This is a genomic window from Aquabacterium sp. (assembly GCF_004297345.1).
In the GTDB taxonomy this organism is placed as follows: Bacteria; Pseudomonadota; Gammaproteobacteria; order Burkholderiales; family Burkholderiaceae_C; genus Aquabacterium.
The window spans coordinates 1-22,350 of record NZ_SCTN01000342.1 but is presented as its reverse complement, the minus strand read 5'-3'; the positions used below and the strand labels follow the sequence as shown (position 1 = coordinate 22,350).

Here is a 22,350-nt window from a genome sequence, read left to right as displayed (position 1 = left end):
GCAACACGGCGCCGGCCATCGGTTCAGCTTCCACGCGCCAGGCCACATCGCCCTTTTGCTGCCACCCCAACCAGTGTTGCCACATGCCAAGACGGTTCTTCATGCGCAGGGACACCTCACCCGCCTCCCGAGCCCAGGCCATCTGAATCTGGGTGCTCATCGGAATGCGTTCAATCAGGCTTCTGCGGGTGTACACGCCATTGATCGCCGCCTGGTATTCGATGTAGCCATCCGGCGTTCGGGTCGCGACATTGCTGTTGAGCACGGCATCGTCGCCATTGACACCAGCCCAACTCAGGCGGGACCAGACATCGTCCATCCTGAACTTGAACTTGTCAGGCATCAGCGACCAGGCCGGCCTGGCTGCATCGCCATCTGGCCTGTTCCATGACAGGCTGAAGGACAAGGCATCGCCCTGCCCCTTGGCCGCAGGTGGCGCCAGAAAGTACTGGGTCGCCTGGGCATTGTCATCACGCAAGGTGCCCTGATAGGTGTAGCTGTCATCGGCGTTGTAGCTCACGGCGCCCTGCGTCTGCAGGGACCGCATGCGCTGCAAGGTCATGTGATCCCAGCCCATGTCCAGCTTGAACCCTGCCCATGACTGCGTCGGCGCGTGCAAGGCCACGCCACGCCCGCGCCAGTAGACCGTGTTGGTATCCACGTTGTAGGTCACGGGTTGATCGGGATTGGTCTGGCTCTGATAGTGGTAGAGCACTTGCGCCGCTTCACCCGAAGCACGCGCGCTGCCGTCCAGGCGCGTCAGGACACCCATGCGCCAGGGCTCGTCAGTGGCCAGCAAAGGCAGGCGAAAAGCCGCACCGGCTTCCGCGCGCCCCACCACATAAGCCCGCTGCATGCCTGAGCGACGCTCATAGCCATGGCCCCAGTCGCCGTCCAGCTCCAGAACAGGCAGGCCGTTGGACCAGGCCTCTACTTCTGCCTGCACATAGACACCGGCCAGCAAAGACTTTGTTGATGGGGTCTGTTGCGCCATGGCTGGCATGGCGCAAACCAGGCCTGCCACCCAAGCCACCTGCCTGAATGAATTCTTCATGTGTTTACCAGCCAATACAAAACATGTTCAGGACAGCGCTTGAATCAAGCCGCTCAACGCAGCCTCACAGGTCTGCGCCCTGATGCGGGCTCGATCGCCGTCAAAACAGACGCGCACCGCCCGTGTGTGCAGGCCCTGCCCGGCCCACGCAAGCCAGACCGTGCCAACCGGTTTGTCTGGCGTGCCACCCGTGGGGCCGGCGATACCCGTCACAGCCACGGCAATCTGCACGCCGGCGCGCTGCACGGCCCCCTCGGCCATGGCGCGGGCCACCGGCTCGCTGACCGCGCCATGCGTGGCGATCAAATCGGCATCCACCCCCAGGAGATCGGTCTTGGCCTGGTTGCTGTAGGTCACGAAGCCACGATCAAACCAGGCACTGGAGCCCGCAAGTTCCGTGCAGGCAGCGGCAATCAGGCCACCGGTGCATGACTCGGCCGTGGCCATTTGCCAGCCTCTGGCCTGAAGGCGCTCTGCCAACGTCTGCACCAGACCCAAAGAGTCGTTCGTGTCCATACGCTCACCCCATCAAGGCTGCGCTCACGCCGCCTTGCCGAACGGCCACCGCAATCGCCAGAATGAGCATCGAGCACAAAGCCGCGATCAGGTCGTCGAACATGATGCCCAGACCTTGCGCCCACCCGATCTGCTGACCGGGCTTGAGCTTGAACAGCTGATCAGCCCAACCCACTGGGCCCGGTTTGGCTGCATCGAAAAAGCGGAACACGGCAAAGGCCACCAGTTGCCCGCGCCAGTCCACAGGATCGATGATCCACAGCATCAACCAGAAGGCCCAGATCTCATCCCACACGACAGAACCCGGATCGGCCACGCGCAAGCTGCGTGCCGTGTGCGTGCATGCCCAGCACCCCACGAACCAGCCGATGACCAGAATGCCCGCCCAGATGAGATCGGCATGTGCACCCGTGCCCAATGCCGCCTTGATGGCCACGAAGCTCAGCCAGCCCCAGAGCGTGCCCACCGTGCCCGGTGCTTTGGGGCTGAGCCCACTGCCCGCACCAAATGCAATGAAATGCGCGGGATGGCTCAACAGCAGCCCCACCGTGGCCCGACGTGGTGCCTGTGCGTCGCTCATGCGGCCCCCCTGAAATGATCAAACGAAGTCCAGCGATTGACCACGGCGGCTCTGGCCGGGTCCTCGGGCCAGACGTCGAGCTCGCCACGCCACAAGCGCAAGCCAGCCTCGGCCTCGACCTCGATGTGGCCAATGCGGCTGAGCACCAGGCCCAGGCTTGCGCCCAGTTCGATGATGCGTGCGCGATGCTCAGGCGGCGCCGTGAACACCAGTTCATAGTCATCGCCACCGGCCAGGATGCAGTCGAGTTGCTCGTCCACCGTGCGGTCGGCCAGCCAGGCACCAACCGGCAAGGCATCCAGGCACAAGGAGGCACCCACCTTGCTGCGTTTGAGGATGTGGCCCAGATCGCCCAACAAGCCATCGGACACGTCAATGGCTGCGCTGGCCAGGCCGCGCAAACCGACACCCAGGGTGACGCGGGGATCAGGCCGTTCCATGGCCAATCGCGCGGCCTCGAACGCATCACCGCTCAGCGCAGGGTGAAGGGTGCCGCGAAAAGCCTCCAGCGCCAGCCGCGCCAGGCCGGGAAAGCCGCTGACCCAGATGTCGTCTGCGGGCTTGGCGCCACTGCGCAACAAAGCCTGCCCCGCTGGCACCTCGCCCATCACCGTGATGCCGATGCTCAAAGGGCCTGCCGTGGTGTCCCCGCCGATCAGCTCGCAGTTGTGCTCATCGGCCAGATCCAGCAAGCCTTTGGCAAAACCACGCAACCAGGCTTCGTCCACACGGGGCAGTGTCAGCGCCAGTGTGAACGCCATGGGAGAGGCGCCGCATGCGGCCAGATCAGACAGGTTCACAGCCAGGGCCTTGTGCCCAAGTCGCGCCGGGCTAACCGTGGAGAGAAAATGCCGCCCCTCCACCATGGTGTCCGTGGACACGGCCAGTTGCATGCCCGGCCCCGGCGCGATCACGGCGCAGTCATCGCCATTGCCCACCACGGCACGTCGCGGCCCCTGGCCTGAAGGCCGCCAGAAGTAGTGCTCGATCAGATCAAATTCACCCATGCTCATTGGCAGATTGTCGGGCCAAACGAAAAGAAATTCGCCCGCACACTTTGGTGCGCGGGCGAGAAATCCCTGAGCAAATGCCTTTGTGAGGCTTATCCCGGTGGGTCAGGTTTCAAACGCCCCGCTCACCACCGTTCATAGCTGCCATCTGCGTAGCTGATCTGCCCCGCATGGCTGTCCAGCAGGCCCACCTCGTTGCCGCCGCGCATCAAGGAGAATCGGCCCGTGGCGCTGCTGGAATCGATCGCCAGACTGACGCCGCTGTCACTGAGCAGATTCAATTTCATCACGCCATTGGCGTCCTGCTTGCCATCAGCATGCACCCACAAACTGCCCTGCTCAAGCTGCCCCGAAATGGCCACCGCATGGGATTTCTGAACCAAGGTCAGATCCTTGAGCGCAAGATCCGGCCTGCTGGGCACTTGAACGGTCGCGTTGATCTTGAGCGTGATCGTCACGGCACTGTTTTCAATCGGCTGTGTCACGTCATAGGTACTCAGGCCCTCCATGGTCACAGCCAGCGCACCACTGAAGACGTTCTGGCCACCGCTTGCGAGCACCCCGCTGAAGCTCATCTGTGCGGGCATGTTGAGCTGTTGCGCAATGCGCTCTGACGTCGTCAGACCACTGCCAGCTGCCAAGGCGGTGTCAGTGAAATGACTCAAGTCCAACGAGCCACGGATCACACTGCCTGACGCGGTTGCCGCCTGCAAGACCAGGTGCACGGACAAGTCATCGGATTTGGCCAGCAGTTGGGCATCCGAGAAATCAGGCAAGGTCAACCAGCCCTGAATGGCGCTACCGTCCAGCAATTTGATGGACGACACACTGCCGTCGGCAGCCACGGCGCTGAAACCACCCGTGATGCCCAGCTTGCTCAGCTGATTGGCCTTCGCGTCAGGAGCCAGCACAAGGTCTGCCATGGTCTTGATGCCTTTGGCCTGGATGACGTTTTGCACACGCTCATAGGCTGGCGCGAGGTCGCCCGTGATGCTCAAGCGCGTGATGTAGTCCGAGCCACTGGCATCAACCACCCATTGGCCCCTGACCGTGGCAACAAGTGTCGATGTGAACGGTTCAGTGCCGCCACCAGCCGCCAGCATCACACGCTGGCCGTGTTGCCAGTCAGGCTCGAAGCTGCCATTGGGCGCGAAGGAGCCGTCCTGCCACAGCAGGGATGTGCGGAACTTGAAGTCGGCAAAACCGCCCCCGGCCGCGTCAGAGAAATCACCTGGCTCCATGAAGATGGCGTGCTGCAAGGCGCTGTACACGGCAGGCGAGTCAGGTGTCGCGGGTGTCTTCAACTTGTAGGCGTAACTGACACGGCAGACTTGCGTCTCGCGTTGGGAGGGCACGGTAGCCTCAATGGCGTAGGTCTTGTCCGTGTAGAACGTGCACCCAATCTGGCGCCCCTGCCCGTCGAAACGCGTGCTGCTGGTGGGTGCGCCGTACTCGCGTTGTGCATACAGATTGGCTGCATGAACGATCGCATCGAGCAGGCGCACATTGGCGCTGTCAAGCGGATTGATCGCCGCAGAAAGGTCTTTTTGCACCTGCTGCACACGGGTATTCAGTGTGTCACCTGTGCTGCCCACGATGAACGGCACGTCGCTGCGCAGGTACGCCGTCAAGGCTTTGGTGGCATCGATGTCGCCGACGGGCACGTCCTTGAGCGCAACGGTCTGCAATGCAGGGGCTGGCGGCAGAGGGCCGACATAGGCCTCCTGGCTCGCGGTCGCCAGTCGTGCTTCGTCCAGCTTGGCCCTCACGGCGTCGTCGCTGGTCCCCGCCTTGCGCAGGCTGTCCACCTGGCACTGTGTCTTCACAGCCGTGATGGCCTTTGCATCGGTCAAGCCTGCAAGGGAGGGGCAAGTCTCTACGGATTGTGACTTCGCCAATGTGGACACGGAGGCCAGCGCCAAGGCGGCGGCATTGCCCGGTGTATGGCCGGTTTCATCGAACACAGGTGCATCGCCCAAGACATCGAAGCCCACATAGCGACGGATATCTGCGTTGGCCTTGCCCACGGCTGTGGCATCGAACTGCCCCGCCGTCGCCACGGACTGCCTGGCCTTGTCGACGGCCATGGTCGAATATGGCGTGATCTGAAGCAGGTTGTCGGACAAGCCATTGCCGCCCAGCACCGTGGCTGCGCTCAGTTCGAATCCCGTCGGAACCGGTACGTCCTGATCGGTGGCCTCGTCCGCCATCGTGGTCGGCGAGGCGGGGTCGGTATTGCGACTGGCCACAACCAGAATCGCTCGCCCGACCGGCAGGCCCGTCAGGGTGTAGTGCCCACTGCTGTCACTCACCACCTCGGCCAGCTTCTGCCCGGGCTGTCCCTTGGCATCCGGCAGGTACGCGGTCACCAACGCGTGGCGCAGCAGGCCTTTGGCCGCCACACCCGACACCGTTGCCTTGGTAGAAGAAGGCTGCGCCTGCGCATCCGTACTGCTGCCGCCTCCACCGCCACACGCACTCAATGCCAACAGCGCCACGGCTGCCGCAACGTGCCGTACCTTTCGATATCGCTCCAATTCATGCATCACGTACTCCCAGGTTGAACGACGCCGCATCAGTTGCAGCGCATGGCCGGCAGTATCTGGAGATGCAATCGGAAGCTCAATCGGCCTCTTGGCCTAATCTCGGCCTAAACCACCCGCTTAAGGCTTAAACCGGCACAGGGGAAAGCGCGGGGTGATGCGCCCCGTCATGTTGCAGTGCTAACCTGACGGCTAGATGGACGCCCGTACCGCGTCAAGGCGCCTGCAGGCACACACTCATCGCTTGGCTAAACCGACGTTTAGTCATGGCTCGTTGCCGATATTCGTCGATAACATGCCCTCATGAACCCTGGTGTCCGTGTCCTTATCGTTGACGATCACCCCCTCTTTCGCGAGGGGCTCAAAGGCCTGTTGACCGGGCTCGACCCTGCCGTGAGCGTGCAACAGGCCGCTTCGGTGCAAGATGCCCAGGCATTGGCCGGACAGGCTTTCGACCTGGTGCTGATGGACTTGCAGATGCCAGGCCTGTCCGGGATGGATGCCCTGCTGCGCATCAAGACCTTGTTTGAAGAGGCGGCGGTGGTCGTGGTCTCCGGCGACGAATCCTCCTGCTCCATACAGGCCGCGATCCAGCACGGCGCAGCCGGCTATGTGCCCAAAAGCACCGACCCTGGCGTCACCACCCATGCCTTGCGGCTCGTCCTGGCGCAGGGCACTTACCTGCCTCCGGCCGCCTTGCAGTCATCCGCGGCGGCACACCATCACAGCCCGGGGCACCCGAATCATCTGAGCACGATATCGGGTGAGGCCGGCGCCGCGCCCAGCCCCACGTGGCCCCGAGACCTGAGTCCGCGCCAACTGGCCGTGCTGCGCTGCCTGCTGCAAGGCAAACCCAACAAGGTGATCGCACGCGAAATCGGCATCGCCGAGGGCACCGTGAAGGCCCATCTATGGGCGGTCTATCAATTGCTTGGTGTCAGCAACCGGGCGCAGGCCATGTACCGGGCGCATGAAATGAATCTCTTCGGGGTTTTGGCCCCCATCAACAAACCACCGATCGAGGCAGACTGAGCGCACAGAATGGCGCATCGCCAAGCAGTGCCGAGCACTGTCCTCGATCAACAAGGACGTGAGAATGAGCAAGGCAAATGCGTCGTCGAATGAATCGGCGTACGGCGAACGTCAGTGGATATCGGAGGGGCTGGCGGACCTTCAATATCGCATGGCCCATGCACAAGAGGGCTTTGCACCGGACCCGCGCACCGGCCTGGACTGTGATGTCCTGATCGTCGGCAGCGGCTACGGCGCCGCAGTGTGCGCAGCCGCGTTGAGCAGCACCCTTGATGGCCGCGAAGGCTCGCCTGCCAGGATCTGGCTGCTGGAGCGCGGCGAGGCCTATTTGCCTGGCGAATTCCCCAACCAATTGGCGGAAACTCCGGTGCACGTGCGCTTCAACACGCCCCATAACCTCAACACCAAAGGCAACCGTTGCGGCCTGTTTGACGTTCGCGTGAGCGACGACGTCAGCGCCCTGGTGGCCAATGGCCTGGGCGGCGGGTCCTTGATCAACGCAGGCGTCATGGCCTGGCCGAATCCGGCCGTGTTCAGGCAGTCCCCCTGGCCCCGCACCATCGCGCAGGACGAGTCGGACCTGCAGCAACTAGCCCGCGCCATGATGATCAGATTGGGCGCGGCACCAGCAGACGGCGTGGGCGACAACACCATCGCCCGACAGGACCGGCCACTCGCCAAGTTTGAGGCCTTGAAGAAGATCAGCACAGGCTCCGACAAGACCCGCAGCGCGTTCAAACCCACGCCCATCACGGTGGCCATGCGAGACGGCGACCTGAGTTCCGATCAGGTTCGCCTGTCTGCCTGCAACCGCTGCGGCGATTGCGCGACGGGATGCAACCAAGGCGCCAAGATCTCGCTGGATACGAATCTGCTGGCCAGCGCGGCGCGGCGCGGCGTGCGCCTCTTTACCGGCGCAACCGTGATGCACATCGGCAAGGGCGATCCGACCGATGCCCTGCCCTCATCCTGGATCGTGCACGTTCAACACACCGATCCGCAGATGCAATGGCGCCACGGCCCACTCATGCAGATCCGGGCCGGCAAGGTCATCGTGGCGGCCGGCACGTTCGGCTCAACCGGCATCTTGCTGAGATCCCGGCAACAAGGGCTGGCCCTCTCGGATGTACTGGGCGAGCGCTTCTCGGCCAACGGCGATCTGGTGATGGCCGCCTACGACCAGAAGCAGGACATCTCCGCCATCGCCAGCGAACATGTGGCCCACGCACAGCGCGATGTCGGACCCACCATCACAGGCATGATCGACCGCCGTGATGACCTGGACAAGCCGCTGCACGCGCAATATGTGGTGCAGGATCTGGCGGTGCCCGCCGCTCTGGAGCGGATCTTCTGCGAGCTGAATACGACAGCCTACGCGGTGCACCAGCTCGGCGAGATGGACCTCAGCACCCACAAGAGCGACGATCAGGCGGGCGACCCCATGTCCATGCACCCCGACCGTTTGCGGCGCACCTTCCCGCTGGCCATCATCGGCCACGACACCGCCCAAGGCCGCATCCAGTTGGTGCAAGGTCAATGCAAACGCGATGAGCCCCCATCGGACACGCCCTTCCTGCCCAGCGACAGCGCCGTGACTGTCTCATGGCCCCAATTGCGCCAAGACCCCCGCTTTGATACCCAACTGGATGAGTTGAAGGCGCTGTGCGCCAACTCGGGCATGGGCGGCACACTGCTGCCCAACCCGGGCTGGAAGCCTGTGCCCAAGAACATGGAGTTCCTGGTGGATGGCAAACGCGGCCCGCTCTTCACAGCCCATCCCTTGGGCGGCTGTCCCATGGGTTCGTCGGTGACGGATGGCGTGGTCAATGAAATCGGCCAGGTTTTTGCACCGGGCCAGGCCACACCCGATGCCGTCCATGACGGTTTGGTCGTTCTGGACGGCTCGATCATCCCCACCTCTCTGGGCATCAATCCCTCGCTGACCATCGCCACCCTGGCCGATCGGGCCATCCAGCGTTTGATGGCGCAATGGCACATGGGTCAGCAAATGGGCCAGCCACACCCGCCATCTGAGCCGGGCGAGCCTCGTGACAGGCCACGCGCCACAGCCACACCGCTGCCCGCTCCCATATCCACCCACATCGAGATCTCCGAGCAGATGCGGGGAGACGTTGGGCCATACAAGGTTGAGATCACCCTGCGGTTCCAGGAGGTGGCGGTCTCGACGCTGCTGCAAGGCAGCCCCGCCAGACGCACACTCAAGGTCAACCCGGCACACAGCTTTGTCAGGGTCATCGATCCTCGCGGTCTGCCACCCGGCGTACCCGCACACAAGGTGTGGGAGCAAGGCCGGGTGCTGCTGAACGCGCAGCTCGACGGCCATCTGTACGCCCTGCATCGCGAACCGCGCTGCGCACCGGAACGGATCGCCAAGGCCGGTGCGGCCTGGACGCTGAACCGGGGACTGCGCGACATCACCCAATTGGCGCTGAAACACCTCACCAGCATGATTCCACCGGACATGAACGAGCCCGGCATCAAAGAGCGCGTGCTCAACGGCGTGGCACTGGCCAGCCGGGCAGGTGAGGTCCGTTTGCTGGAGTACGACCTCTTGATCAGCAAGGTACTGGCCCACGATGCATCGTGGGCCACCCCGGGCATGCTGGAAGGACGGCACATCAAGGGGCGCAAGAAGCTGACCTATTCCCGCCGAGGCAATCCTTGGGAGCAGTTGATGACAATGACGCTCGACCGCTTCCCTGGCCTGAGCTGGCCAGCGTGCTCTCCACCGACGCTCAAGCTCAACATGGCCTACCTGGCCGACATCGGCGTGCCGCTGCTGCGCATCACCCGGCAGCGGGATATGCCGTCCGCCTTGATGGATCTCATCAGCCTGGCCATGCTGTTTGTGCGCATGCTGCTGAACATCCACGTCTGGACCATGCGCGCGGTGGATGAAGGCCCGCAGCGTGAAGCAGTGCGCCTGCCTGGGTTCGTGCCTGGCCTGCCCCCCCCACAGATCACCGAACTGGATGTCGATGCGCCCTTGAGCGACGGCACACCGGTTCGCGTGCGCCTGACACGCTACCCTGCGGCGCAAGCTGGCCGCCGTCCGCGCCCGCTGGTCATGCTGCATGGCTACAGCGCCAGCGGCACGACCTTCGCGCACCATGCCGTGCAACCCGGCCTGGCCAAATACCTATGGGACCAGGGGCATGACATCTGGCTTGTCGACATGCGAACCAGCGCAGGCATGCCCACCGCCACCTATCCCTGGACCTTCGAGGACGCCGGCCAGAAAGACATTCCCCTGGCCCTGAGCCACATCGCCGATGCCTGCGGCACGCAGCAGGTCGACGTGTTTGCGCACTGCATGGGTTCGGCCATGTTGTGGATGGGCTTGCTGGCCCGCCCCGATGCGATTGCCGAACTCCCGCCCCGATGCCAAGTGGCCATCCGACGCATGCAAGGCCAGGCCGACACAGGCGCCCCCGCCTTGATCCACCGGCTGTGCATGTCGCAGATCGCGCCCATGATGCGTTTCAAAGAGGGCAATCTGCTGCGCGCCTACATCATGCGCTACGTGCGCCAGCACCTGCCCCTGGGGCCCTATCGCTTCAAGCCGGATCCCAAGGACAGCGACACCAACGAGGTACTCGACAAGGTGATGGAGCGCCTGCTGGCCACCATCCCCTACCCTGAAGAAGAGTTCGACATTGAGAACCCCGTCTTCCCGCCCTGGAAAACCGCGCCCTGGGCCAGAACCCGGCGACGCATGGACGCGCTCTACGGACGGGACTTCAACATCAGGGAGCTCGACCAGCCTGTACTGGACTTCATGGACGACCACTTCGGCCCGCTGAACCTCAACACGCTCAGCCAGGCCCTGCACCTGGCGCGCAACACAGTCATCTCCGATCGCTTCGGCATGAACCGCTATGTCACGCCGTATGACATCTCAAAGGTGCTCGACAAGCTGGACAAGATGATGTCCGTACATGGCGAAGAAAACGGTCTGGCCGACATCCGCGGGCTGTACGACTTCCGTGAGTACGTCACAGGCATCGACGCCACCTACGCCGGCAAGTACCGGATCGAGCCCATCGCCGGCTTAGGGCACCAGGATTGCCTGATCGGTCGCCAGGCACCCGTCAAGGTCTTCCCGCACGTGGCCGATTTCTTCAATGAGGCAGCATCATGAGCCCGAGCCCCAAAGCCCCCCCATTCGGAGCGGTGCGCATCAGCCCGCCACAGTACTCGGACACGCACGTCACAACGGACGATACAGGCCAGGCAACCGTCATCCTTCGATTGGGCTTCGAGTCCCAATTCGGACACCCGCTGTTTGCAGGCATCATCCCTGCACCATACATTGGCCTGCCGCTCGCCTGCGCAAAAGCCCGGTATGCCGTCTGGACCGGCAATGGCCGCTTGCCCATTTCAGACTTCGCTGTCGATGTCGATTGGGCCAATGAAAGTCCCTGCGCCGACTGGCTGGCCTATGTCGTCTACGGACAGCCCCGCGATTTCGACGAAAAAGGGCTGGAGCATTTCACGCAACAGCAAGTGTTCACGAAACTCGAAGGCGCCGCATCCCGGTTTCGCGAACTAGAGGGCACCTACGCCCATAGCCAGGATGCGATTGACGATATCGTTCGGGCCGTGCGCGCCGCCGAACGCGAAACCCTGATCGGCCCAGGCCACCTCACGCTCAAGCTGCCACACCTGCGCGACGTGCCGCCTGAGCTGATCACCCCCCCGGAGGGCATGTGGCATACCCAGGAGACCGCCAGCTTCCACGTCAACAGCGAACTCACCCATACCAAAGCACCTGCGCCGGACGCCCTGCCCACGCGGTTCCTGCTCACCAGTTGCCTCTACCCGGGCGGCCTCCTCGACCGCACACCGCAGCTAGTCAACGCGACATCGCCCAGCGAACGCACCTTGTCACTCATCGCCCAGGCCTACGCTTGCAGCGCATCCAGGCCCGATTTCATGTTGATGCTTGGCGACCAGGTGTATGTCGATGCCACAGCGGGCCTGTTTGACCCGCAACTTTCAGACGGCCGACACAGCGACCCCTACATCCAATGGCAACGCAGCAGCTGCGTGCGGGGCCTCGTCAGCGAAGCCCGCATAGAAGCCATGATCGACGACCATGAGCTGGCCGACAACTGGTCGCCCATTGCCAAGGACGCCCCCAGCCTGCTGGATGACGGCAGCGCAGGCCGGGCGTCCGACTATGTCGACAGGCTCAAGCACGACGGGCTGGCCTCCTATCGCGCCTATCGCTTCAACCGATCCCGCACCGCAGGCACCGACGGGCTTCACGGCCCCATAGGCCCGGATCACCAGCCCGCACTGGTGTTCATGGCCAATACACGCACAGAACGCGAGGTCCGCAACAGCCTCAACATCGACAAGGCGCGCATCATGTCCGCCCCGCAATGGGCCGATTTGGTCAACTGGTTGCAGGCCGCACCCAAAGATGCCTGGCGCTACCTGGCCTGCCCCAGCATGGTCCTGCCCAGGCGCATCGACGCCTGCGGCGCCACGCCAGCCAGCGCGCTGCAATCCGATGCCTGGGACGGCTACCCTTCCTCGCTGTACAACTTGCTGGCCGCCATTTGCGATCTGGCCTTGAACAAGCTGGTACTGCTGTCCGGAGACGAACACCTTGCCAGCATCAGCCGCATCACGCTGAGCCGGGCCGCGACAGACGAGGCCCCCGCCGTCGACACCGTCATCCACAGCGTGCATGCACCCGCCCTGTATGCCCCCTATCCTTTTGCCAACGCCAAGCCGGACAACTTCAGCCAGCGCCCGTTCTCATTCACGCCCTCATCTGTCGTGTCTGGTACGTCTACTCCGGCCTATCACTGCCGCGTAGAAACATGGTTCCCCGAGATGGGCGACGGCTTCATCACGATCGACAGCCCGCCCGAAGATCTGCCAGGCCAGGCATTGCGCATCAGCCTTGTCTGCAGCGATCCGCAACGAACGACAGCCGACATGCCCGACTGGCTGAAACAGGCCGCGCCCCTGAGCATCCAGATTGACAAGCCCAGTACTTCCACCATCATTGCCGGATGACGACACCACCGCCAACTGTTGACGCCCACCAGCCCCCCCCTGAGGCCGAGATTGACAGGGGCGTCACCGATGAACTGGTCTCGCTCTACGAAAGGCAATCGCAACGGACAGGGCCGGCCATCGGCCTCACGGCGGTGATCATCGCCGCGGCAGCGTGGTCACGCGCGCCGCACGTCCTCGTCATCGTCTGGGTATTGGCCGAATGGTCCACGCTGGCGATACGCAGAGTGGGCTTCAGAGCCTTGACCGGGGTCCACACCACACCGCAGCGCAAGCTGCGCATTGCACAAGTGCTCCGCGGGCTGCATGCCCTGACCAACGCGGCTGCGGTCCTGTTCTTCCCCTACCTGTCCGATCTGGGGCGCACGATGGTCACGCTGATTCTGGCGGGCTTGACGACAGGCGCCATCGGAACCTCCGGCGGCTACCTGCCCGTCTACCTGGTCTACGCAGGCCCCGTCATGGGAGCGCTGATGCTGGGCTGGTCCATCACCCCGTTCAATGGCGAAGACCAGTGGCTGGCCCGCGCCATGGTCCCCCTTCTCCTGGTATTCAGCCTGGTGATGGTCGGGCTGGCGCGCGACAACTTCAAAGCCTTCAGAAAAGCCATCGCCAAACGCATTGAAGAAGTACGCCTCAATCACCAACTGCGCGTGGCGCTTGAACAAGCGGAAACAGCCAACGCCGCCAAGACCCGGTTTCTCGCCTCCGCCAGCCACGATCTGAGGCAGCCGCTGCATTCGCTCTCCTTGTTCTTTGCCACCTTGCGATTGCAGGTCAACAAACCTGAAAACATCCAGTTGCTCAACCACATCGACCAGGCGCTGACCTCCTTGCAGACACAGATGAACACGCTGCTGGATATGTCCAAGCTTGACGCAGGCATGGTTCATCTGCACTGGCGCAGCTTCCCGCTGCAACACCTGCTTGAACATATTCAAACCACCTACATGCCCGTGGCTCAGCAAAAGGGCGTCGACCTGACGATTGCCTGCGCGCCCCAGCTCATCGTCAACAGCGACCACGAACAACTCAGTCGCGTGCTGCACAACCTGGTGGACAACGCCGTCAAGTACACCCACCAAGGCAGCGTCCACATCGAAGCGATCGAGCACGACAAGCACATCGAGGTTTGCGTCCGCGACACCGGCTGCGGCATCGCCCTGCCGCTGCACAAACAAGTCTTTGAGGAGTTCTTTCAGGTCGACAACCCGGAGCGAGACCGCAACCGGGGCCTGGGGCTGGGCCTGTCCATCGTGCGAAGACTGGCCACCCTGCTCTACCTGGAGCTGGACCTCCAATCCACGCCAGGACAGGGCACCACCATCACCCTGACCATCCCCCGCGGCTCGATACCAACGGCGACTGTGCCGGCCATCGACCCGCGCGACGCCCAGCCCTCCATGCCGATGTGCAACGTTCTGGTACTGGACGACGAAATGGCCGTGCGCGTCGGCATGCAGGGCTTGCTCAAACGCATGGGCTGCGAGGTCATGCTGGCATCGAGCATCGCTGAAGCCCTCGAGCACATCCAGATCCGCCAACCTGACCTCGTGCTGGCGGACTTGCGGCTGCGTGGACAGGAAAACGGCATCGACGCCATTCAACGGCTCAGACAACACCTCCGCAATCTGCCCGCCATCATCATCACGGGCGACACGGCCCCCGATCGGCTCAAGCAGGCACAGGCTGCCGGCCTGCCCGTTCTCCACAAGCCCGTGGCACCTGAAGCGCTGATGACCGCCATCGCGCGAAGCCTGGATGCCGCGATCTGATGTCCCCTCAACGTTGGTTTAGACGGGAGATGAGTGCATTCGCACTGGAATTTTCATAGATTGGGATTTTCACGGAGCCCATCATGAACTTCTCCTCCAAGCCTACCCTTCGCCAGTTCGCCATCGCCTTGTCCTGCCTTGCCCCACTCTGGGCATGCGCGAGCGACGATGCCAATTCCGGTACCAACCAATTCGACGGCGATCGCCTCAAGCTGTACGTCGCGATACCGCATTTCGCCAAACACATCCCTAAAGACATTAACGATCCCGACGCCAACAAACGATATTGCGGCCCGGCCAACTCCAAGTTGTCTGCGTTCAAGGACGGAGGCGACACCATTCTCGTCCGCTTCATTGAAATCGAACCCGACGGTGCCCAAGCGTGCGGAGACACGCCCATCGTCAAGCTGGGCGTGCAATACGCAATCCCCAAAAGCATGCTGACCGATGACTACGACGTGCGCCGCACGGGCGCCACTTTCGGTGCACTGGTGATCCCCTTCAAATTCCGCATCGGCGCCGACAAGCCCGTGAGCAGTTCGTCCACTGTCGCGCCCTATGTAGGCTGGCGCACTGGCGTGCTTTCCAGTTATGGCATCACCCTGACCCCTTACTTCAGCGCCGGGTTGGGACTGGTACCCGTCACGGATCCTGCAAGCGGCGGCACCGAGACCAAAAGCGCCCTGTCCACTGCGGCGGGACTGGTCTTGCGCAGCTCCAAGAGCGACGCCTTTCAGTTCGGTATTGCCTTCGGCAAAGACTTCCTGGACAAACAGTCCAAACTGCAGGATCCATCTGTCAACAAGCCCTGGATCTCTGTGTTCATTGGCCTGACAAGCAACGGCAATTGACCGCCAAAGTTCTTAGAATCGGGGGTCCAGGCCCTGTTCGGGCCACACAAAGGCCCCCTCGATGACCACTCCAGAAGAAAAACGCGCCGAGCTGAAAAAAGCCGCACTCGAGTACCACGAGTTCCCGACGCCCGGCAAAGTGGCCATCTCGGCCACCAAACAGCTCACCAACCAGCGCGACCTGGCCCTGGCCTACTCCCCTGGTGTGGCCGCACCTTGCGAGGAGATCGTCGAGAACCCCGCCGCCGCCTTCAAGTACACCAGCCGCGGCAACCTCGTGGCCGTGATCACCAACGGCACGGCCGTGCTGGGCCTGGGCGACATCGGCCCGCTGGCCGCCAAGCCCGTGATGGAGGGCAAGGGCGTCCTGTTCAAGAAGTTCTCCGACATCGATGTATTCGACATCGAGATCAACGAGAAAGACCCCGAAAAACTGGTCGAGATCATCGCCTCGCTGGAACCCACCTTCGGCGGCATCAACCTCGAAGACATCAAGGCACCCGATTGCTTCTACGTTGAGCGCAAGCTGCGCGAGCGCATGAAGATCCCCGTCTTCCATGATGACCAGCATGGAACGGCCATCGTGGTGGGCGCAGCCCTGCTCAACGCCCTCAAAGTGGTTGGCAAGGACATCAAGACCGCCAAGCTGGTGACCTCCGGCGCTGGCGCCGCTGCCCTGGCCTGCCTGCAACTGCTGGTCAAGCTGGGCGTGCCCCGCGAAAACATCTGGGTAACCGACCTGGCCGGCGTGGTCTATGAAGGCCGCGTTGAACTGATGGACCCCGACAAAGCCGCCTTCGCCCAGAAGACCGATCAACGCAAGCTCAGCGAGGTCATCGCAGGCGCCGACATCTTCCTGGGCCTGTCTGCCGGCGGCGTGCTCAAGGCCGACATGGTGGCCAAGATGGCCGCCAAGCCCATCATCTTCGCCCTGGCCAACCCCACGCCCGAAATCCTGCCCGACGAGGTCAAGGCCGTGCGCGACGACGCCATCATGGCCACTGGCCGCTCGGACTACCCCAACCAGGTCAACAACGTCCTGTGCTTCCCCTACATCTTCCGGGGCGCCCTGGATTCCGGCGCGACCACCATCACCGATGAGATGGAAATCGCGGCCGTGCACGCGATTGCCGAGCTGGCCCAGGCCGAGCAGAACGAAGTGGTGGCCGCAGCCTATGCCGGCGAATCGCTGAGCTTCGGCCCCGAGTACCTCATTCCCAAGCCTTTCGACCCGCGCCTGATGATCAAGATCGCGCCGGCCGTGGCCAAAGCGGCGGCCGACTCCGGCGTCGCCTCCCGTCCCGTGAAGGACTTCGTTGCGTATAGCGAAAAGCTGCAAAGCTTCGTTTACGCCTCCGGCCACACGATGAAGCCCATCTTCAGCGTGGCCAAGCGCGCCAAGAACAAGCGCATCGCCTATGCCGAAGGTGAAAACGAAGGCGTGATGCGCGCCGCCCAGATCGTGGTGGACGAAAACATCGCTCGCCCGACTCTGATCGGCCGCCCCGAAGTGATCGCCCAGCGCATCGAACGTTTCGGCCTGCGCCTCAAACCCGGTCGCGACGTGGACGTCATCAGCGTCGAGAGCGACCCGCGCTACCGCGAGTACTGGCAGACCTACCACCGCCTGGGCGAGCGCAAAGGCGTGACCGAGCAGATGGCCAAGATCGAAATGCGCCGCCGCCTGACCCTGATCGGGGCCATGTTGCTGCACAAGGGCGAGGTGGACGGCCTGATCTGCGGCACCTGGGGCTCTACGGCCCTGCACCTGCACTACATCGACCAGGTCATCGGCAAGCGCGCCGGCGTCAAGACCTATGCGGCCATGACCGGTTTGATCCTGCCGGGCCGCACCGTCAACCTGCTGGACACCCACATCAACTACGACCCGACGGCCGAACAGCTCGCCGAGATCACCATCATGGCCGCAGAGGAAATGATGCGCTTCGGCCAGCGCCCCAAGGCGGCGCTGCTGTCGCACTCGAATTTCGGATCGAGCAATCAGCCTTCGGCCGTGAAGATGCGCGAAGCCCTGGCCCTGATCCAGGAACAAGCCCCCTGGCTGGAGATCGACGGCGAAATGCACGGCGACACGGCGCTGGACGAGCCCTATCGCCAGCAACTGATGCCACGCAGCACGCTGAGCGGCGAGGCCAATTTGCTGGTCTGCCCGAACATCGACGCAGCCAACATCGCCTACAACCTGCTCAAGGTCGCAGCGGGCAACAACATCGCCTTGGGCCCCGTGCTGCTGGGCGCCGCCAAGCCGGTGACGATTTTGACGCCGTCCGCCACGGTTCGACGAATCGTGAACATGACGGCCATGACCGTGGCCGACGCCAACGCCGTTCGCTGAAACGCGAAAAAACGGCCTGAAAGCCCCGCCCAGCCTGGGCGCGGGCTTATATCACAGGCTGTCAACCCCCCACGCAAAGGCCCCTTCCGCCCGCTAATCGGGCGTCGGGGCCTTGAGCTTTTGGGCTGTTTTCTATACAGTCACGGCTTTAACGAAGAGCTGCATTGCTGACAGATCAAGGCTGGAAACACAGCATCATGGTGCCCCGCACAGTCAACAGGGAATCCTCGTCAGGCGGTTGTGGCTTGACATCTGCAGCCCCCGCTGCAGTCGCCAGAACCTCCCGTTCGTGGACTGCTGCATTCCTGACTGGTGTGGCCCTGGTTTGTGCGGCCGCCTCGCTTCCAACGGAAGCACTGGCCCGTCGCCATGCACCACAAGAGACAAGCGCCGCCTCGTCGTCGGTCGCGCTGTCTGCCCTTCCTGCGCAAGCCCAAGACGTCCACAGCCGCATTTTTGCGGGTGGCCCGTTTCGGTATGCCAAGGATGGTGTGGTGTTTGGCAACCGCGAGCGCCAGTTGCCCCGTCAGCCGCGCGGTTTCTATCATGAGTACACCGTCCCTACCCCTGGCGAACACGATCGCGGCGCGCGACGAATTGTTTGCGGAGGTAAAGACACTAGACAGCCGGAAACTTGTTTCTACACTGCGGATCACTATCAAAGCTTCCAGCAAATTGATCCACAGCGTTGAAGCGCCGTTCTTTTTTCTTAGACCTTTAACTTTGCTCGTCTGGCCATGACCACCTCCATGAATCCCGGGGCACAAGCGATCATGTTGTTGCAATCCGTTCGACCCAACATCGTTCAATCCATCCGCGCCTTCCGCCCGGAAGACTTGCAACTGGCCGCCAATGCCGTAGGCCAACATTTCCTGTACACGAACCTGAGCGCCGCTCAGGACAAGCAGGCCGTGCTGGACATCATTGCCCGCGACTTCCTCTTCCCGGATCACTTCGGCAAGAACCTGGACGCCCTGTACGACTGCATGACCGACCTGGTCCACAAGTCGGGCCCGCAGCCTGGCTTCGTCGTCGTGCTGGAACTCATCCCTGACGGCAACAAGTGCGACCGCGAAACCCGCGAGCAACTGCTGGACGCCTTCCGTGACGCCGCCGACTTCTGGTCGGAGCGCAAGGTCGCCTTCCGCGTGTTCTACTCGATCGCCGTGTCGGGCAAAGAGTCCGCAGGCAACTGGGACAAGGCTGAAATTGCCCAGAACGACCCGAACGTCAAGCCTGTCAAGGTTTCCAAGAACGCACCCCAGCCGATGATCATGAACCTGCCCCCGATGAGCAGCGTGTTCGACACTTCGGCCCTGCTGGCTGCGGCTTGATTCATCGCGTCTGATGACGCGGGCGTCAGCGGCTCACCGAGCCCGGCGCCAAAACAAAAACCGGGCCGGTCGCTAGACCAGGCCCGGTTTTTTTACTTCATGCGCCCCACATCAAGGCAGATCGTCCTCTGAAGGCGGCGCATTCGGTGCCCTTGGTCCCACCGTGGCCCCCAAGCGGTTGCGCACAGACAGCGACTTGCCGCTGATCAAATGCCCGTACACAGTGGCGTTGGCCAGCACTTTCTTGACGTAGTCACGCGTCTCATTGAAGGGGATGTTTTCCGCCCAGGCTGCAGCGTCAATGCGCGGCCCATCACGCCAGCGTCGTGGCCGTGAAGGCCCGGCGTTGTAAGCCGCCGCTGCCAAACCCTGCGCCCCCTGAAAGTCATCCAGCACCAGCTTGAGGTAACCGGCGCCCAGGCGCAGATTGGTCATGCGGTCCATGAGCAAGCCGGGGTGGTACTCGATGGACAGCTTGCGGGCCGTCCACGCGGCCGTGCCCGGCATCACCTGCATCAGGCCAGATGCACCCACCGCCGACTTGGCCACCGTGATGAAGCGCGACTCCTGGCGGATCAGGCCGTACATATAGGCCGGATCCAGCCCGACTTCACCAGCAGCCTTCAGGACGTCTTGCTTGAAAGGCATCGGGTAGCGCTGCTCCAGGTTGAATTCCTGACGCGTGCGTTCGCTGGAATTGATGCAGCGGTCCCACAGCTCGCGGCGGCAGGCTTCTTCAGCCACGGCCATCAACTCACGGTCGCTCAAGCCACCCGGCTTGGCGTACGACAGCGTGAAGTTCCACTCCTTGAGCGCCTCGGTACGCCAGCCTAGCTCCAGCATGCGCAAGGCACGGTCGATGCCAGGGATCGCACGGGCGTCTGCCAGCTCCCCCTCTGACAAGGCCGCAGGCCGCGCCGGCGCACGTGCGGGCACACCATGCAGCTCTTCGGCAGCCAATTGGCCGTAGAAGGTCATGGGGTTGGCCACGCGCTGCATCAGGTCACGCGCCTGCTGACGCAGGCCGTCGGCCACCAACGGAGACGATGCGCCCGACTTGGCCCGCCCCTGCAAAGCCTTGGCCTTCCAGTAAAGCCAGGTTCCGTCTTGCTGCTGATCGGGCGCCATGGCATCCACGGCCTGCTCGACCAGTTGCCAGCGCTCCGGCTGCCCCGCAGAGGCGGCCCGCAAACCAGCACGCGCCATCCAGGCCAGGGTTTCGGCTGACCAGGATGCCGCCACGCGAGAACCGGTTAATCGCATCTCACCCGTGCCCGCCGCCAAAGCACGATCGGCCAAGGCTCGCTCGAAATAGGCAGGCGCTTCGGGCATCAGCTTCCAGGCTGTGGCCCGGCCCAACTGAGACCAGGCCCAAGCCGATTCTTCAGCGTTCCAGCGCCAACGAGCGCGCTGTGCGCCGTCGTCTATCGCCGTGGCGGCAGCCAGAGGGTCCATGCCCGTCCAGCGGATGTAAGCCAGCAAGTTCATGGCGCTGACGGCATCGGCGGGCAGCGCCAAGGGCACGGGCGTGGGATCGGGCCTGGCCGCCCGGCCTTTGCGTTTGCCGGCCTTGCTGCCCTTGTCCTTGTGCTTGCCACCCTTGGGGCTGGCGCTCATGGACGCACCCGGCGTGTGCTTGTGCTCATCACCAGCGGAGGACGACAGGCTGGCGAGCCGCGCCGTTGGCATCAAGTAAGCCTGCGGTTGTGTCAGCACACGGCTGACAGCCTGGCTGATGACGTCACCCAGGAGCTTGGCACTTTGTTGCACCGCACGGGGCTTGTCCGCTTCAATGGCCAGACGCAATTTGCGCCAGACGTCAGCTGGCTCCAGCACGCGCGCAGCCAGCAGGGCCTGCGCCATCGCGTCGCACCCGTAGTCGGCGTCCTTCTGCCCCCACCACGCCTGGCGTGCCTGTTCACGCCAATCTCCAGGCCCTTCCATCGGTGCGCGGGTCTGGAAGCGCGCCAGCACGCCCAGGCAACTGACCTCTCGGTCATCGTTCATGCGAAAGGCCGGCTGGATGCGCAGGAAGGTCCGCCAATCCTGGCGACGGCCCAACTCCAGCAGCCAATCATTGCGCGCACGGTCCGCCACGTAGCTGTCAGGCCAACGCGCCAGAAACTCGTCCACTTCGGTCGGGCCGGTTTCGATCAAGCGGGCCTGGAAATACCAATAGTCCACCCAGGGCGCCAGTGGGTGGTGCGCAGCAAGGAGGGTATCGCGCGCTACCAGGAGTCGCGGCTTGTCCCGCACGCGCAGCGCTTCACGCGCGTCCTGCACGGTGGTGTCGTCCACCGCCGCATGCAATGGGGTCATGCCTCCCAGCAGCCCCATGGCCAAGGTCAAGGCTGACAGGGCATGTACGCCAGGAGCCGCATACTTATAAGAGATCCGCAATTGAGTAACCTTTTGTTATGGCCACGAACAACCCACCCGCCACGCGCGCCGAACTGAGACAACGCCTGCTACAGGCTCGCCGAGACTGGATGAACACACCCGCAGCCGTTCAGGCTCAAACAGCCCTGCATGAACGCGTGATGGCGGTGCTTGCCCAACTGGAACCCGACTGCCTGGGCTTGTACTGGCCTATGCAGGGTGAATTTAACCCAAGCGCGCTCGCTTCCACAGCCCATTCAGAGTGGGGGTGCCAACTGGCCTTGCCTTACGCCCGCAAATCGCCCGTTGAGATGCAGTTCAGAGCCTGGGATGGTGGCAAGCCTGACTGCCAGGACGAGTGCAAGATCCCATCCAGCAATGGCAAACCCGTGCGCCCCGATGTGGTGCTGGTACCTTGCGTCGGCTTCACGCCCGAGGGCTGGCGTTTGGGCTATGGCGGCGGCTACTTCGATCGCTTCATGCAGGCTCACCCGGATGTCACCGCAGTGGGCGTGGCATGGGATCTGGGCCAACTCGACCAGGCTGTGCTGGCGCCGCAAGCCCATGACATCCCCCTTGTTCTGGTACTTACAGAAAGCAACAGCTGGAGCGCTTAACGCCCCCCGGTTTCGGGGGGACTTCGAGAGAACCCTATGCGTTAATCGAGCGCCAAGGGTGAAGATTGCGACATGGCTCATCGGAGCCTTCAATTCGAGGGCAGCCGGAGCAGCGCCCCACATCAACCGAAACAAGGACGTGAACATGAAGTTTTACAAGCATTTCGCCGTGTCGTTCCTGGCAGTCGCTGCAACAGCCGCATCCGCCACCAGCGTGACACTCAGCCCCGTGAGCACCTCAACCGTATC

At 63.1% G+C, this 22,350-nt stretch carries 14 protein-coding genes and 1 pseudogene; 9 read left to right on the top strand and 6 right to left on the bottom strand.

Annotated elements, in window-relative coordinates:
- The 5 genes from EPO09_RS12565 to EPO09_RS12545 all read right to left on the bottom strand — a co-directional run.
- Positions 1 to 1,054: hypothetical protein (locus EPO09_RS12565; protein ID WP_290643572.1), on the bottom strand; the 1,054-nt coding region annotated here is incomplete at its 3' end.
- Between the two features lie 27 nt (positions 1,055 to 1,081).
- The gene (locus tag EPO09_RS12560; protein WP_290643570.1) at positions 1,082 to 1,570 is read right to left on the bottom strand and encodes a CinA family protein; all 489 of its coding nucleotides are present in this window, start codon (positions 1,568 to 1,570) and stop codon (positions 1,082 to 1,084) included.
- Positions 1,571 to 1,574: 4 nt separating this feature from the next.
- Positions 1,575 to 2,150 carry a phosphatidylglycerophosphatase A gene (locus EPO09_RS12555; RefSeq protein WP_290643568.1) on the bottom strand — a complete coding sequence of 192 codons (576 nt, stop codon included), beginning with the start codon at positions 2,148 to 2,150 and terminating at the stop codon, positions 1,575 to 1,577.
- Entirely contained in the window at positions 2,147 to 3,157 is a 1,011-nt protein-coding gene (thiL, locus tag EPO09_RS12550; RefSeq protein WP_290643576.1) for a thiamine-phosphate kinase, read from the bottom strand. The genes EPO09_RS12555 and thiL overlap by 4 nt, the downstream gene beginning before the upstream one ends.
- Before the next feature lie 128 nt (positions 3,158 to 3,285).
- The gene (locus EPO09_RS12545; RefSeq protein WP_290643566.1) at positions 3,286 to 5,706 is read right to left on the bottom strand and encodes a hypothetical protein; all 2,421 of its coding nucleotides are present in this window, start codon (positions 5,704 to 5,706) and stop codon (positions 3,286 to 3,288) included.
- Between the two features lie 300 nt (positions 5,707 to 6,006).
- On the opposite strand from EPO09_RS12545, the gene EPO09_RS12540 reads away from it, so the two are divergent.
- From EPO09_RS12540 to EPO09_RS12505, 8 genes and pseudogenes are all read left to right on the top strand, one after another.
- Positions 6,007 to 6,735, top strand: a complete 729-nt coding sequence (locus EPO09_RS12540) for a response regulator transcription factor (protein WP_290643564.1) — start codon at positions 6,007 to 6,009, stop codon at positions 6,733 to 6,735.
- A 64-nt stretch (positions 6,736 to 6,799) separates the two neighbouring features.
- Positions 6,800 to 10,897, top strand: coding sequence for a GMC oxidoreductase (locus EPO09_RS12535; RefSeq protein ID WP_290643562.1), 4,098 nt, complete (start codon positions 6,800 to 6,802; stop codon positions 10,895 to 10,897).
- Positions 10,894 to 12,789: an alkaline phosphatase D family protein gene (locus tag EPO09_RS12530; RefSeq protein WP_290643560.1), complete on the top strand. Its 1,896-nt coding sequence runs from the start codon at positions 10,894 to 10,896 to the stop codon at positions 12,787 to 12,789. The genes EPO09_RS12535 and EPO09_RS12530 overlap by 4 nt, the downstream gene beginning before the upstream one ends.
- A complete protein-coding gene (locus EPO09_RS12525; protein WP_290643558.1) occupies positions 12,786 to 14,564 on the top strand; it encodes an ATP-binding protein in 1,779 nt (592 codons plus the stop codon). Before EPO09_RS12530 ends, EPO09_RS12525 begins: the two co-directional genes overlap by 4 nt.
- An 83-nt stretch (positions 14,565 to 14,647) precedes the next feature.
- Positions 14,648 to 15,415, top strand: coding sequence for a hypothetical protein (locus EPO09_RS12520; protein ID WP_290643556.1), 768 nt, complete (start codon positions 14,648 to 14,650; stop codon positions 15,413 to 15,415).
- Positions 15,416 to 15,476: 61 nt separating this feature from the next.
- Entirely contained in the window at positions 15,477 to 17,771 is a 2,295-nt protein-coding gene (locus EPO09_RS12515) for an NADP-dependent malic enzyme (RefSeq protein ID WP_290643554.1), read from the top strand.
- Between the two features lie 356 nt (positions 17,772 to 18,127).
- Entirely contained in the window at positions 18,128 to 18,463 is a 336-nt protein-coding gene (locus EPO09_RS12510; protein WP_290643574.1) for a ribonuclease domain-containing protein, read from the top strand.
- Between the two features lie 81 nt (positions 18,464 to 18,544).
- Positions 18,545 to 18,931: pseudogene (locus tag EPO09_RS12505) on the top strand (barstar family protein); the annotation flags it as partial.
- Between the two features lie 285 nt (positions 18,932 to 19,216).
- Here the strand turns inward: EPO09_RS12505 and EPO09_RS12500 are convergent.
- A complete protein-coding gene (locus EPO09_RS12500) occupies positions 19,217 to 21,424 on the bottom strand; it encodes a lytic transglycosylase domain-containing protein (RefSeq protein WP_290643552.1) in 2,208 nt (735 codons plus the stop codon).
- A 98-nt stretch (positions 21,425 to 21,522) separates the two neighbouring features.
- Here EPO09_RS12500 and EPO09_RS12495 point away from each other — a divergent pair, with 98 nt between their 5' ends.
- Positions 21,523 to 22,101 (top strand): 5-formyltetrahydrofolate cyclo-ligase, encoded by a 579-nt coding sequence (locus tag EPO09_RS12495; protein WP_290643550.1) that lies wholly within the window; start codon positions 21,523 to 21,525, stop codon positions 22,099 to 22,101.
- The last annotated feature ends 249 nt before the right edge of the window (positions 22,102 to 22,350 follow it).

Excerpts from the sequence above, each read along its gene's own strand:
- EPO09_RS12560 (WP_290643570.1), bottom strand. The coding sequence starts at position 1,570 with ATGGACACGAACGACTCTTTGGGTCTGGTGCAGACGTTGGCAGAGCGC.
- EPO09_RS12555 (WP_290643568.1), bottom strand. The coding sequence starts at position 2,150 with ATGAGCGACGCACAGGCACCACGTCGGGCCACGGTGGGGCTGCTGTTG.
- thiL (WP_290643576.1), bottom strand. The coding sequence starts at position 3,157 with ATGGGTGAATTTGATCTGATCGAGCACTACTTCTGGCGGCCTTCAGGC.
- EPO09_RS12545 (WP_290643566.1), bottom strand. The coding sequence starts at position 5,706 with ATGCATGAATTGGAGCGATATCGAAAGGTACGGCACGTTGCGGCAGCC.
- EPO09_RS12540 (WP_290643564.1), top strand. The coding sequence starts at position 6,007 with ATGAACCCTGGTGTCCGTGTCCTTATCGTTGACGATCACCCCCTCTTT.
- EPO09_RS12535 (WP_290643562.1), top strand. The coding sequence starts at position 6,800 with ATGAGCAAGGCAAATGCGTCGTCGAATGAATCGGCGTACGGCGAACGT.
- EPO09_RS12530 (WP_290643560.1), top strand. The coding sequence starts at position 10,894 with ATGAGCCCGAGCCCCAAAGCCCCCCCATTCGGAGCGGTGCGCATCAGC.
- EPO09_RS12525 (WP_290643558.1), top strand. The coding sequence starts at position 12,786 with ATGACGACACCACCGCCAACTGTTGACGCCCACCAGCCCCCCCCTGAG.
- EPO09_RS12520 (WP_290643556.1), top strand. The coding sequence starts at position 14,648 with ATGAACTTCTCCTCCAAGCCTACCCTTCGCCAGTTCGCCATCGCCTTG.
- EPO09_RS12515 (WP_290643554.1), top strand. The coding sequence starts at position 15,477 with ATGACCACTCCAGAAGAAAAACGCGCCGAGCTGAAAAAAGCCGCACTC.
- EPO09_RS12500 (WP_290643552.1), bottom strand. The coding sequence starts at position 21,424 with ATGACCCCATTGCATGCGGCGGTGGACGACACCACCGTGCAGGACGCG.
- EPO09_RS12495 (WP_290643550.1), top strand. The coding sequence starts at position 21,523 with ATGGCCACGAACAACCCACCCGCCACGCGCGCCGAACTGAGACAACGC.